The organism is Clostridium sp. D53t1_180928_C8 (assembly GCF_015667795.1).
Taxonomy (GTDB): domain Bacteria; phylum Bacillota; class Clostridia; order Clostridiales; family Clostridiaceae; genus Clostridium.
In genome coordinates this window covers 178,139-192,599 of sequence record NZ_JADPEL010000002.1, presented here as the reverse complement: position 1 = coordinate 192,599, position 14,461 = coordinate 178,139, and the positions used below count along the sequence as shown (strand labels likewise).

The 14,461-nt window shown below is 27.5% G+C and carries 9 protein-coding genes; 7 read left to right on the top strand and 2 right to left on the bottom strand.

Features of this window, described 5'->3' with window-relative positions:
• Window positions 1-81 precede the first annotated feature (81 nt).
• On the top strand, window positions 82-2,145 hold the full coding sequence (locus tag I4V51_RS02270) for a beta-galactosidase (protein ID WP_195986715.1): 2,064 nt from the start codon (window positions 82-84) through the stop codon (window positions 2,143-2,145).
• A 305-nt stretch (window positions 2,146-2,450) separates the two neighbouring features.
• Here I4V51_RS02270 and I4V51_RS02265 read toward each other — a convergent pair whose 3' ends face one another.
• Complete coding sequence (locus I4V51_RS02265; protein WP_195986714.1) at window positions 2,451-4,613, bottom strand: hypothetical protein; 2,163 nt, start codon at window positions 4,611-4,613, stop codon at window positions 2,451-2,453.
• A gap of 416 nt (window positions 4,614-5,029) precedes the next feature.
• On the opposite strand from I4V51_RS02265, the gene I4V51_RS02260 reads away from it, so the two are divergent.
• The 6 genes from I4V51_RS02260 (at window position 5,030) to I4V51_RS02235 (ending at window position 13,448) form a co-directional block, all read left to right on the top strand.
• A complete protein-coding gene (locus I4V51_RS02260) occupies window positions 5,030-6,625 on the top strand; it encodes a peptide chain release factor 3 (RefSeq protein WP_195986713.1) in 1,596 nt (531 codons plus the stop codon).
• Window positions 6,626-6,851: 226 nt separating this feature from the next.
• Entirely contained in the window at window positions 6,852-8,816 is a 1,965-nt protein-coding gene (locus I4V51_RS02255; RefSeq protein WP_195986712.1) for a HAMP domain-containing sensor histidine kinase, read from the top strand.
• A 141-nt stretch (window positions 8,817-8,957) separates the two neighbouring features.
• A complete protein-coding gene (locus tag I4V51_RS02250; RefSeq protein ID WP_195986711.1) occupies window positions 8,958-10,901 on the top strand; it encodes a SpaA isopeptide-forming pilin-related protein in 1,944 nt (647 codons plus the stop codon).
• A 91-nt stretch (window positions 10,902-10,992) separates the two neighbouring features.
• On the top strand, window positions 10,993-11,790 hold the full coding sequence (gene srtB, locus I4V51_RS02245) for a class B sortase (protein ID WP_195986710.1): 798 nt from the start codon (window positions 10,993-10,995) through the stop codon (window positions 11,788-11,790).
• Window positions 11,791-11,879: 89 nt separating this feature from the next.
• Complete coding sequence (locus I4V51_RS02240; RefSeq protein ID WP_195986709.1) at window positions 11,880-12,584, top strand: thioester domain-containing protein; 705 nt, start codon at window positions 11,880-11,882, stop codon at window positions 12,582-12,584.
• Window positions 12,585-12,695: 111 nt separating this feature from the next.
• Window positions 12,696-13,448 (top strand): CpsB/CapC family capsule biosynthesis tyrosine phosphatase, encoded by a 753-nt coding sequence (locus I4V51_RS02235; RefSeq protein ID WP_195986708.1) that lies wholly within the window; start codon window positions 12,696-12,698, stop codon window positions 13,446-13,448.
• A 166-nt stretch (window positions 13,449-13,614) separates the two neighbouring features.
• Here the strand turns inward: I4V51_RS02235 and I4V51_RS02230 are convergent, their stop codons facing one another.
• A complete protein-coding gene (locus I4V51_RS02230) occupies window positions 13,615-14,256 on the bottom strand; it encodes a sigma-70 family RNA polymerase sigma factor (protein ID WP_195986707.1) in 642 nt (213 codons plus the stop codon).
• Between the last annotated feature and the right edge of the window lie 205 nt (window positions 14,257-14,461).

The following is a 14,461-nucleotide window of genomic DNA, read 5'->3' as shown; positions in this document are numbered from 1 at the left end:
AAAATATAAGTTTAAAAATTAAAGTTTTATACAGAAAATAAAATTTTACTACATATATAATGTGAAATAGAGAGGTAAGAAATGAAAAAAGTTTTTGATGGATTTTTACATGGAGCAGACTATAATCCAGAGCAATGGTTAGACTATCCTGAAATATTTGAAAAAGATATAGAATTAATGAAGAAAGCAAAATGCAATGTGATGTCTATTGGCATATTTTCATGGGTAAAGATTGAACCAGAAGAGGGAGTATTTGAGTTTGATTGGTTAGATAATGTTATAAACAGATTATATGAAAATGGAATTTATACAATTTTAGCGACTCCTAGTGGAGCAAGACCAGCTTGGTTATCAGAAAAGTATCCAGAAGTATTAAGAGTTGAAGCAAATAGAGTTAGAAATTTACATGGTTTTAGACATAATCATTGTTATACATCACCTGTTTATAGAGAAAAAACTAGAATATTAAATAGTAAATTAGCAGAAAGATATTCAAATAATCCGGCAGTTATTTTATGGCATATATCAAATGAGTTTGGTGGAGAGTGTCACTGTCAGCTTTGTCAAGAAGAGTTTAGAAAATGGTTAAAGGAAAAATATAAAACTTTAGATAATTTAAATAAGCAATGGTGGACAACTTTTTGGAGTCATACTTTTACTTCATGGACACAAATTGAAAGTCCATCCCAAATTGGAGAAAATCAAATTCATGCATTAAATTTAGATTGGAAGAGATTTGTTACAAGTAGAACTATTGATTTTATGACTCATGAAATAGATACAGTTAAAAAGTATAATCCTAATATTCCAGCAACAACAAACTTTATGCTTTATTATGAAGGATTAAATTATTTTAAGTTTAAAGATAAAGTTGATATAGTATCTTTTGATTGTTATCCAGAGTGGCATAGTGAGGATAATATAGAGGTTGGATATAAGACAGCAGCCTTTTATGATGTTATGAGAAGTATTAAAAAGCAGCCATTTATGCTTATGGAAAGCACTCCAAGTATGACAAATTGGCAACGTATAAGTAAGCTTAAAAAGCCAGGAATGCATAAATTAGCATCACTTCAAGCAGTTGCTCATGGGTCAGATACAGTACAGTATTTCCAATGGAGAAAAAGTAGGGGATCAAGTGAAAAGCTTCATGGTGCAGTGGTTGATCATTATGGAAAAGAAGATACAAGGGTATTTAATGATGTATCAGAAGTCGGTGGAATCTTAGAAAAGATAAATGATATTTGTCATAGTGAAATAAAATCTAAGGTAGCTATAGTTTATGATTGGGAAAACATGTGGGCATTAAATGATTCACAAGGACCGAGAAATATAGGATTAAACTATAATGATATAGTCACAGAGTATTATAAGGTATTTTGGAAATTAGGTATTAATGTAGATTTTGTTGATATGGAATGTGAAATTAATGAATATGACTTAGTTATAGCACCTATTTTGTATATGACTAGAGATGGATATCAAGATAAGGTAAGAAACTTTGTAAATAATGGTGGAAACTTTGTTATGACTTATTTTTCTTCAATAGTTAATGATACTGATCTTTGTTATTTAGGGGGATTCCCTGGTGAGTTAATGGATGTCTTCGGAATAAGAAGTGAAGAAGTTGATGCCCTTTATGATGAAGAAGAAAATGGAGTGAAATTTTGTGATGGTATATTTAAAAATGCCGAAGATTATGAAGTTAAAATGGAGAAAGTATATAAATGCACTCATATATGTGATTTAATTTATGCAAATGAAGCTAAAGTTTTAGCTGAATATACTAGTGATTTTTATAAAGGGAGACCTGCACTTACGAGAAATAGCTTTGGAGCGGGAAATGCTTACTATATAGCTTCAAGAAATGAAGATAAGTTTAATTTTGATTTCTTTAATGAGTTAATTAAGGAAATAGGAGTTGAGAGGAATATAGAAACCGAGCTTGAAGATGGAGTGACTGTTACTAAGAGAGAAAGTAATGGTGTTAAGTATTTATTTGTACAAAATTATTCTTCAGAGGATAAAAAGGTAGTTTTAGATGTAAATGAATACATTAGTGTTTTAACTGATAAGAATGTGGATAAAGAGTTTATTTTAAGTGGTTACGGAGTAGAGATATTGAAAAATAGAAGACAAAATTAGAAATTTTTCAAAATAATCAACAGGCTAACTAAAAATGCCTGTGGAAAAACTATGAGTCTCTGTGGATAACTTTTTAATTTTCAAAAAAATATCTATTTAGAAGTGAGTATTTAGTTTATTACGCAAATTTTACGCAGGGAATAACATTATACAATTGAACTATATATATAGTCAATATATATTTGTTTGGGGGTGCCTCCTAGGAGAAGATAAGACAATAATTCACCATGGAGGCAATAATTATTTTGAATTAATGATAAATTATTAAGGGTTTCAATATATATTTATATTAGTTATATACAGTATTAACAATGTTCCTCAGAGGCGAAATTTAATCTCCAAAGTTGTCCGCCATAGAATGGATTAGCAGTACCAATATAAAATCCATCTTCACTTGATAGAAAAGTCCTAAGACCATAATTGAATTTGTCATTAAAACCATTATTATTAATCATATAAAAATTAATACCATCATTAGACATATATAGATTAAAGCCTTTTTTAGAGTTATCTATCATTCTTCTTATTGCTTTCATATAATATATTTGCTTTAAGAATTCTGTAGAAGTAAAATAAGCTTCAATTTCAGATAGTAATAAGCTTAAATTTTTACTATTGCTATTTAGCTTATCAATAGTTTTTTCAATAGCTTCACTAGCTGATTCACCAAATTCGTTAGATAAATTATTATATATAGCTCTTAAATATTTATCATTATCTAATGACATTGAAGTAGGGATTTTTTCGGAAATAGAATCTAAAGATAATAGGACACTTTCATTAAGACAATTTCTACAATTAACATAATTAACATCTGTTATTAAGCTTTCAATCTTAGAGTTTAATTCTTTAGGAAGAAGTGCCTTAAAGAAATTTAATATATTTAGATCATATTTTATAGATATATTATTAATAGCTTCTTCTAAATAATCACTTGGTGATACTTCGTTATAATGAGAACAAGCATATGAAAGTGAAATTTCGTTATATCTATGATTATATTTATTATCATAGATATCATCAAAGTATTGAGAGTCGCTAAAAAGATTGAGTATACTTTCAGCATCACTAGAATTAATAGCATGAATATGCGATAAAAATTCTAGTATAATTTTTAATATATCATCAAAGCTATCTATATAATTAGGAATACTCTTAGGAACAAAATAATCATATAATGTTGATGAATCAAAAGTTCCTAAAAAAAGTTTTCCATTATATTCAGCCATTCTCCAGGTATAGTGATTAGAGGAGTAGTTTATTAAAAATTTTTCAGGAACAAAGCCTGCTTTATAATTGCCTATTCGAGTTTGTAATGGCTCACCTTTTTGAGGGGTACCAACAACCATTTCCCAATTATCGTTTTCATCAAATCTATAAAGTTGAGTAGGTTTAACAAAGTTTTTATATAAATAACTAAAATCAAAGGATATTAATTTTTGAGCAGTTTGAATTACATTTGAAAATGTTCCAATATAAACATATTCTTTATTATCAGCAGCTTTATACTTAAATGGAGTAGCTATAGCGTAAGAAGGGACTCCCATGCCAGCTTCATATTTAGCATTAGGGCCAACTATCATTTCCCACTTCCAGCCATATGAATTTGTACCTTCAGCCATTAGTCCTAAATATTTTCCCTTAAATACTAAAAAACCAGATTCATCAATAGGCTTACTTCCAGAACCAATAATTGCATATAAATATCCATTATAACTAATTAAATCAAATATACCGCCAGCACCAGCAGATTCTGCATCTACACTAGGGATATTATTAAAATCTTTTAATTCAGCAATAATATTCCAGGTGTTCTCACTAGGAGAAGCACTTTCCATAATTCTTAAGTCAGTATCGTTAATTAATAATCCAAAGTATAACTTATCTTCATGAGGTATCATTGCTCTAATACTTGATGAGCCAGTATTATCAATGAATACAACTTCAGGTTTATCAACTCCTATAACATAATCTTCCTTAAATTTTAATATTCTAGCATACTTAGAACCAAATCCACCTATATAAACGCTTTCTTTATCTTCATTATAAGGTTTAAATGTTACAGCGCTTCTATATCCTATTTCATAAAGTTGCCCGTCAGGGCTAGTTTCTGATTTATAAACAAGATCTATTTTTTTAGTTAATTTATTATATCTAAATATTTCAGCTGCACTATCTGTATTTTCAGTTGAGACATCGCCTTTAAAGATAATATTAGTTATAATTTCGGCTAGATTACCTTGATTAAAAATGCCTTTAATAAGCGAAAATATTATATTTCTATTACTTCCTATATAAATATAATTCTTAGATTCAGCCATGGCCCAAGCATATCCATTTGCTCTATCTCCACCAGGAATAAAGCCATCTGCATTTCCTTCCTTTTTAGTAGGGTTTGATATTTTTCTTATTATAATTTTTTTATATTTTTTAGGTTTACTACATTCTTTTATTCTTTTGTTTTTCATATATACTCTCCTAAATTACATAAATTTTATATTTAAAAAATTAGTGTCATAATATTGTATGATTTAGGTATTGAAATTGAGATAACATAGATGTATCTTGTAATAATGACAACAATATTTTTTATTATATGGATTGTTATAGTATATTTATAAATTGGATAGAGTTAAGGTAATGATTGCCTTTGCTTAGTGGAATTCTTGTATTATGAAAGAAAAAAGTATATAATAAGTAAGTTAAGTGAGACTTAAAATTTAAATTCCTTTAGTTGAAGTTATACTATGGTATATTTAGAGGCGAAAAGGAGTCTAGTTTCATTAAAATATGCCTATAAACTTTTAGTTTGGCAAGGTGAATTTACCTTTTAATAAAGAAATAAATTTAATTTATATATAAATAATTTTAGGAGGACATAACATTGGCTGATTACATAAACGAGATAAAAAAGAGAAGAACCTTTGCGATTATTTCTCACCCTGATGCTGGTAAAACAACATTAACAGAAAAGTTCCTATTATACGGAGGAGCAATTAGACTTGCAGGTTCAGTAAAAGCTAGAAAAGCATCAACACATGCTGTTTCTGACTGGATGGAAATAGAAAAGCAAAGAGGTATTTCTGTTACTTCATCAGTAATGCAATTTAACTATTCAGGACACTGCATAAACATATTAGATACTCCTGGACACCAAGACTTCTCAGAAGATACATATAGAACACTTATGGCTGCAGATTCTGCAGTAATGGTAGTTGATGCTGCTAAAGGGGTGGAAGATCAAACAAGAAAGCTATTCCACGTTTGTTCATTAAGAGAAATGCCAATATTCACATTCATCAATAAGATGGATAGAGAAGCTCAAGATCCATTCCAATTATTAGAGGATATTGAAGCAGAACTTGGAATTAAAACTTATCCAATGAATTGGCCAATAGGTTCAGGTAAAGACTTTAAAGGTGTTTATGATAGACAAAACCAGAGAATCATAGCATTCAACGGTGGTAACCACGGTTCTACAGAAGTTGAGGCTATTGAAGGTTCAGTAGAAGATGAAAAGTTTAGAGAAATATTAGGTGAAGCACTTCATGATAAATTAATGGAAGATATCGAACTTCTTGATATTGCTGGTGATGACCTTGATATGGAAAAGGTTAGAGTTGGAGAGTTAACTCCTGTATTCTTTGGATCAGCTTTAACAAACTTTGGTGTTGAACCATTCCTAGAGCACTTCTTAGAAATGACTACTTCACCACTTGCTAGAAACTCAAATATAGGAGAAATTGATCCATTTGATGATAAGTTCTCTGCATTTGTATTTAAGATTCAAGCAAATATGAATAAGGCTCATAGAGATAGAATTGCTTTTATGAGAATTTGTTCAGGGAAATTCACTAAGGGTGAAGAAGTATTCCACATGCAAGGTGGAAAGAAGCTTAAGCTTGCTCAACCTCAACAATTCATGGCTGAAAACAGAGAAATTGTTGAAGAAGCATATGCTGGAGATATAATTGGGGTATTCGATCCAGGTATATTCTCAATTGGAGATACTTTATGTGCGCCAAGTAAAAAATTCAAATTTGAAGGAATTCCAACTTTCGCTCCAGAACACTTTGCTAGAGTTAGACCAGTTGACACTATGAAGAGAAAACAATTCGTTAAGGGTGTTACTCAAATAGCTCAAGAAGGGGCAATACAAGTATTCAAAGAAAACCATGTTGGTATGGAAGAAATAATAGTTGGTGTTGTAGGGGTACTTCAATTCGAAGTTCTTGAATACAGACTTAAGAATGAATACAATGTTGATATAAAGATGGATAGATTAGCATTTAGATATGTAAGATGGATAGAAAGTTATGATGGAGAGGTTGATAAGTTAAACTTAACTTCAGATGCTAAGAGAGTTAAGGACTTTAAGGATAGAGATCTAATAATATTCCAAAATGACTGGGGTATTAACTGGGCACTTGACCATAATAAAGGATTAGTGCTTTCTGGTGTTGGTAAAAGCGACGAATAATTAAATATGTAATAGAAAGAGAGTATATAGATTTATAAAATAAAAAAATCTATATACTCTCTTTTTTACTAAAATAAATTGTTATTATTATAAATATTTTAATTTTAAAATATTATTCTACAAAATATCCAATAAAAAGAAAAAACAAACAAAATGTGGTATAATATCAAGAGACAAAATTTTATAATAAATGAATAAATTTCATATATATAATGGGGGAGTGACAATGGAGATTAAAGCCTTTGATGATAATGTTGTTAAAAAGCAATCAAAGAAAGTGATTAAGTATATTTATATTGTAGGAACTATATTAATAATTCTTTTTATATTTAAAATATTTAGGGGAAATGAAAACGTTAGATATATAACTTCTATTGCCTTTTTTACAAGAACAGTGAATGGTTTAATGGCTGTAATTTCCATAGTAAGTTGTCTAATATTATATAAGAAAACAAGGGATTCAATATTATATATATTGGTATTAGTATATTTAGGACTAGCTATAGCTGTATTAAGTGGACAGTTAGATTATTATACATTTTTTAATTATAAATTTAATGTTAGTAATTATATAAGTATGACAACATCATTACTAAGAATAATTTTGCTTTTTAGTGCTATTATGCCAAGTTCTAGGCTATGTAAATTTATAAGTAAATACAAAGTGGAATCATTTGTTTTTGTAGCTATTTATTCTTTAATTGCGTGGAAAATAGAAAAGATTTTCTTTGTAGGTGAAATTTTTAGTAATAAAAGTTTACTTTTCATATTTAATATGTTTATTTGCATTGCATATACATTAGTAGCAATGAAGTTATTAATAGTTTGTATAAATAAAAATAAAGTTGTTATTGGAGCTTTTAGTGTAAGCTTATTTTTAATTTCGGTTAAGTCGATTTATATATTATATACAGTTAATTGTAATTCATTTAATATGAAGTTAATGTCAGCATTATTAACATATATATCATTCTTTACTGTTATCATTGGAGCTGTAGTTGAATTATATTTATTATATAAAGAATCCCAGTATTTAAATGGAGAGCTGAAAAAGTTTTATAATTTAGCTAATTTCAATAACCATACGTATATGTTTATTTGTGATAAAGATTGTAATATATCATTTATGAATAATAAGATAAAAGAAGATTATAACTATAAAATAGATAATAATGAATTTAAGAATGAATTACTAAGGATTAAGGCATCTGAAGAAAAGGTAGATGAAATTATGGAGGAATTATATAGCAGAAATAACTGGAGAGGTATAATTAGTAATTTAAAAAGAAATGCAATGGTAGATTGCTCTATTCAGCTAATAAATTCAGAAAAAGATGAACAGCAGATATTAGTTACTTATCTTGATATGTCTGAAAATATTAAATTACATTCAGAAATAGAATCTCATAGAATTAATGATATTAAAAAATCTGAATTTATATCAACACTTTCCCATGAGTTAAAAACTCCATTAAATATTTTTTATTCAATAATACAGTTGTTAGATAAAACAGAGTCTATTGGTATAAAAGAGTTTAAGGAAACCTATGATAAATATAGTAGTTCATTAAAATTAAATAGTAAAAGAATGCTAAGACTTGTAAATAATATAGTAGATTCAACAAGAATTGATTCCGGGGTATTTAAGGCTGAGTTCGGAAATTACGAGATAGTTTCAATTATTGAGGATATAGTTATTTCAACAGTTCCATTTGCTCAATCTAAAAATATAAGTATAGAGTTTGATACAAATGTTGAAGAGCACTTTATAAAATGTGATCCTGCTATGATTGAAAAAATAGTATTAAACTTAGTATCAAATTCAATTAAATATACTAAAAATGAAGGCTATATTAAAATTGATATAACACTACAAGAGGAGACATTAGAAATATTCTTTGAAGACACAGGAATAGGAATTCCAGATGAGTTAAAAGATAAAATATTTGATAGATTTTCAAGAGTGGACAGCTCCTTAAAGAGAGTAAATGAGGGCAGCGGTATAGGACTAAGTATAGTTAAATCTATGATAGAAGTTCACAATGGAAGTATATCTGTAGAGAGTTCATTAAATAGGGGGAGCGTTTTTGAAGTTAAATTACCAAATGTATTAATAGAAGATTCACCAATGGTAATTTATGAATTTAATAAAGCTAATACAGAGCTAGAGTTATCAGATATATATAATTAGAATTATAAAAAATTGCTTTCAATCAAAATTTAGACCATCGTATATTTATTTATAAAAAATAACAATAAAGTTATATTATAGTAAATAATTGGTAATAATTTAAATTATGAAGATTATAATTTAAATGAAGGAGATGGTATTTTGAAGGGAAGCAATAAAAAGAGAAGTAAGAATTCAAACAAAACAATCAGAAGAAATACTGTTAAAAAGCTAATAGCAATTTTAACAGCTATATTTACTATATTAGGATTAAGTACATCAATAGTAGGAGCAGAAGAAAATGAAAGCTATGATTATACTTATGTAGGGGTAGACACATGGGGAAATACTGTAAGTGTAAATGGAGGAGAATCAGGAACAGCTTTATTTAAGGTTCAAAATCCAGATGGAAGTATATCATATGCATATTGTGTAGATTTAGATACATTAGTAAAAGAAGGGCATAATTATTCAAGAGTTAATGTAGAAAGTTCAGGTTATTACGATAGTGATAGTGCTAAACATATAAGAGCAATAGTAAGAAATGCTTATCCATTTATAAATCTTGAAACAATAGCAAGCACTTTGAAGTTAGAAAACTTAACTAAAGAAGAGGCTATAGCAGCAACACAATTAGCAATTTGGAAATACGCTAACGCTACTCAAACACCAGCTAATTTAACTGGAAATGTTGAGGTGTTATATAATTATTTAATAAATTTAGATGGTGTTAAAGGACAAACTTCAGTAGCAAATATTATAGCTAAAGACCCTATAATTCATGCTAATAATCAAGGTTGGGATGTAGAATATATGTTTAAGGCTGATGGTAAAAATGCTGATGGAAGTAGTATAGCCTTGCAATATAATATAGAAGGCAAGCCAGAAGGGTCGGAAGTTATAGAATCAGGTGTTGATAATGAAGGATATACCCATATTAAGATTACTAATATAAAAGAAGATACTAATATAAAACTTGTGGTATTAGGAGTTCAAGATGTTGGAACAGATGTATTCTTTTATTCTCCAGAGGGTGGAAGAGGGAGTTCTCAAAGCTTAATTGGAATACAGTCAGGTAATACCAATATATCAAAGAGTTTTGAATATAAAGTTCAATTTGGAAATGTAAATATAAAAAAGGTTGATGAAGCTAATAATGAAATTACACTTAAGGATGCAGAGTTCACTATAAAAGATTTAAGTGGAAATGTAATAAAAGTTATTACTACAAATGAAAATGGTGTAGCTAGTGCAAAATTAGTAACAGGAAGCTATACAATAGAAGAAACAAAGGCGCCATCAGGGTATCTAATAGTTAATGGGAAACAACAACTTACTATAGAGCCAGGACAAACAGAAGGCTTAAACTTAGTATTTACAAATAAAAAAGATCGTGGTTCAGTAGTTTTAACTAAGGTAGATTCAGAGGATAACGCTAAAACTCTTTCAGGAGTTGAGTATGAACTTTATGACAATGCTTTAAATAAAATATCAGATTGTGTAACAGGAGAAGATGGAAAAATAGCTGTAGGCAATTTAGCCCCAGGCAGATATTTCTTTATAGAAACAAAACCATTAGAAGGATATGTCCAAGATTTTAATAGATTGTATTTTAATATAGAATCAAATCAACAAGTAGCTTTAGAAATTACAGCTCAAAATAAAAAAATAAAAGGAAGTATAGAAATAACTAAAGTTAATGAAAAGGAAGAACCATTAAAAAATGCAGAGTTTGTTATAAAAAATGAATCAGGTGAAGTAGTTTCAAAAGCTAAAACAGACGAAGATGGAGTAGTTAAATTTATAGAGCTTCCTTATGGAAAATATATTTATCAAGAAATTACTGCTCCAACAGGATATGTATTAGATGATACTGAACATTCTTTTGAAATAAAAGAAGATGGGAAAATAATAAAGGTTTCTCATACAAATAAAAAGGAAGAAAATAAAACAACAACTACAAATAGAAAACCAAGCAACACAACAAATACTACAAATAAGAAGCCATCAAATCCAAAGACTGGTGAAGTTGGTTTGGCAGGAGTTTTTGGAATATTAATATTAGCAAGTGGTGGATTGCTAATAAATAATAGAAAGAAAAAATAAAATAATTTGAGATAAAGTATAAAACACAGAACTAAGTAAATACAACAAAGTTCTGTGTTTTATATATTTATATAAAAAAAGGAGGAAATTAATGAAGAGGGTAACTAATACAACGTTATTTGTTATTATTGTATGCTGTTTATCAATAATTGGTTATAAGTTTTACAATTATTTTATTGATAAAAAATTAAATAGTGAAATTCAAAGCTTTGGACCTAATATAAGTGAAGTATATTTATCAGACAATAATAATGAAGAAATAGATACCAATTCAGAGGAGAGTAATGAGGAATCAGATGAAATAATGAATGATAAAAGTAAAGTAATAAATGCAAATGAAGGAGAGTTAAAAACTATAAATAATAATTATGAAATGTGGATTCAAATTCCCAATACAGAAATTAATTATCCTGTAGTTCAAGCTGATGATAATGAATACTATTTAAAACATAGCTTTAAGAAAGAAAGTAATATTTCAGGAACAGTATTTGTGGATTATAGAAATAATATAGATGAAGATAAAAATATTATTTTATATGGTCATAATATGAGAAATGGAACTATGTTTAATAATGTAACCAACTTTAAAGAAGAGAGTTTCTTTAATAATAACAACATAATAAATATAGTAAGGAATAATATATTATATCAATATGAGGTATTTTCGGTATATGTTGAAGATGAAAATAAAGTTAATATAGAAACAGAATTTGTAGATAATGAAAGCTTTGTAAACTATGCCTTAAATGAAGGAAAAAAATCAATGTTTAATAAGGATATTGAGATAAATAATGAGGATAAAATAATAACATTAGTAACTTGTAGTTATGAATATACAGGTGCTCGAACTATATTAGTGGCAAAGCTAAGGGATATTTCAGAAAGATAATAATTAATTAAGATTTAAGAAATTTATCTTGAATATATTTCTAAATAAAGATAACACTAAAATTAGAAATATTATTGGAGGTGAATCTGATGAAAAAACATAGAAATAATATATTTATTATACTATTTACATTAATATTATTAATAACAAATCTAAGTGCTAATGTAATGGCATTACCAACAGAAAAGTTATCAATTCCTAATCACGTTACTATTACAGTAGGTGATGAAATAATCAATAAAATATCTTATGAAAATTTTATTTTAGAAGTGAAAAGAATAGAAACAGGTGTTGGACCAGGATATTGTTTAGAAGTAGAAAAAACTTATCCATCAGGACAACGCTTTGAATTTGCGGGTAAACCAGCAAGAGAAGTTGTTGGAATGATGGCAGCAGGTTACCCTAACAAAAGTGCAGCCGAAATTGGAGTTTCAACAGATAATAATGCATATTTTGCAACACAAATTGCAATTTGGTGTGTTACAGAAGGATATTCACCTAACAAGTTTAGAGCAAAGGATAAAGAATTATTGCAAGCAATTAAAAATATATATGAACAAGGAATGCAATATACAGGTAATGAATTAGATCATACCGCTATGGAATATTATTATAGCGATTCAGTCCAAAGAATAGTTGTTTATATTAACAAGTCTGATGAAGGTACTGGTGGAGGTGAAGGTATAACTCCTGAAGTTCCAGAACAACCAGATATACCAACATGGCCAGAAATACCCGATGATGAAGATACAACAGATAAGAGTGAAAATGTTGTTGTTCCAGGGTTAGGATAATGGCAAATAAATAATTAAGAATAAAAGTATATACTATAATACTCTTTTCTCATAGGCAGCATGTACTATATAATACAAATATAAGTATGAAAGCGAAGAGGGGATAAGAGAATGATAGATATACACTCACATATATTAAATGATATAGATGATGGTTCTAAAGATATAGAAATGTCAATAAGTATGTTAAAGAAGGCAGAGCTATCAGGAACAACTGATATAATTGCAACACCACACTTTATGAGAGGCAGATTTGAAGTTGAGTATAATGAAGTTCTTAATAGAGTAGAAAAATTAAAGAAAATATCAAGAGAGAATAATATAGATATTAACATATATGCTGGCCAGGAGGTTTATTATAGTAGAAAGATATTAGAATACTATAATGATAAAATGATAGGAACAATTAATAATACAAGATATATGTTAATAGAGCTTCCTATGTTAGAATTTGATATTAATGAAATAATAAATAATATATATGAACTTCAATTAAGAGGGATTATACCAATAATAGCTCATCCTGAAAGATATAAACCATTTATTAAGAAGCCATCAATGATTAATATCCTTATAAAAGAAGGAATGTTATTTCAATTAAATGCAGGAAGTATAACTGGAACCTTTGGAAAAGATGTTAAAAAAACTGCAGTAAAATATTTAGAAAATAACATATATAGCTTTATTGGATCTGATGCTCATAGAGATAGGGGTAGAGATACTAATATGACAGAAGCTTTAAAAACTTTAGAATTAAATCAAAGAAGTACTTTTGATGAGAATGGAAAAGCAATGCTTAAAGATGAAGAGATAGATTTTAAAGGAATTTTAGTTAAAGAAAAAAAATTCTTAGGAATTTTCTAAAAGTATATTTTTAAAATAGATAATAAAAACCTAAAAATCAATAGAATAATTATATAACTTATATAATATATTTATAGTAAGATATTATATATTTAAAAATCTCATTTAAGATAGAATTACTTAATAAAGGTTCACCTACCTTATATTAAGTAATTCTTTTTTTATTTTAAATTTCAATAAGTTTACGAAGCTTCTCTATTAAAGCAATAAGTTCTCTTCTTTTCTTTGGATAGTTTAAATTATTATCAAGACAATATCTATATAAAGTAGTATTAGGAGTAAAATAAGCAATACGAATTAGTTCATGTTCATCATGAGAAAGGGTAGCTAGAATAGTTTTTAATAAGTCATGCATCATGGAGTTAATAATGTAGTCTTCTAAATCAAGAGAATCACTAATTAAATCTTCAATTTCATTATTTTCATCAACGGTAATATTAAGACTAGATTCAGAGGTATATTTAATTTCACCTCTAGCTAAGTTTCTAAATCCATTTTTAATAGTATTAATAATATAAGAATCAATAAATTCATTACCCTTAGCGAGATTATATTTATTTATTGCGGTAATAACAGATATGTTTCCAATTTGAATTAAGTCATCACTATCATAGTTTTTAAGTTTATATTTAAAAGCATATTTTCTTATTAAAGGTTGGTATTTTTCAATTAAAAAAAGAATGGCATTTTTATCATTATTTTTAGCATTACATAAAGTATTAAATAAATTATTAGAAGAGTAGTTTAGATTATTTAACTTTTTCTTTAAATTAATAGTTTCTTTATTTTCTATACATAAAGATTTCAAAATAAATTCCCCCTTTTTTATAAATATTTATATTTAATTCAAAAATAACATTAAAATAAAAGTTGAAACGAACATACATTCTAGAACATATGTTTATTATAACATATATTCAATAAAATGGAAGTGGAAATTGAATATTTGTAGAATATCACTATTGTTTAAAAATTTTTAACAAAAAAATGTACAACAAGTTTCGACAAGAGAA

Bases quoted from the DNA above. Each gene is read 5' to 3' on its own strand.
- I4V51_RS02235 (WP_195986708.1), top strand. From the start codon at position 12,696: ATGATAGATATACACTCACATATATTAAATGATATAGATGATGGTTCT.
- I4V51_RS02270 (WP_195986715.1), top strand. From the start codon at position 82: ATGAAAAAAGTTTTTGATGGATTTTTACATGGAGCAGACTATAATCCA.
- srtB (WP_195986710.1), top strand. From the start codon at position 10,993: ATGAAGAGGGTAACTAATACAACGTTATTTGTTATTATTGTATGCTGT.
- I4V51_RS02255 (WP_195986712.1), top strand. From the start codon at position 6,852: ATGGAGATTAAAGCCTTTGATGATAATGTTGTTAAAAAGCAATCAAAG.
- I4V51_RS02240 (WP_195986709.1), top strand. From the start codon at position 11,880: ATGAAAAAACATAGAAATAATATATTTATTATACTATTTACATTAATA.
- I4V51_RS02265 (WP_195986714.1), bottom strand. From the start codon at position 4,613: ATGAAAAACAAAAGAATAAAAGAATGTAGTAAACCTAAAAAATATAAA.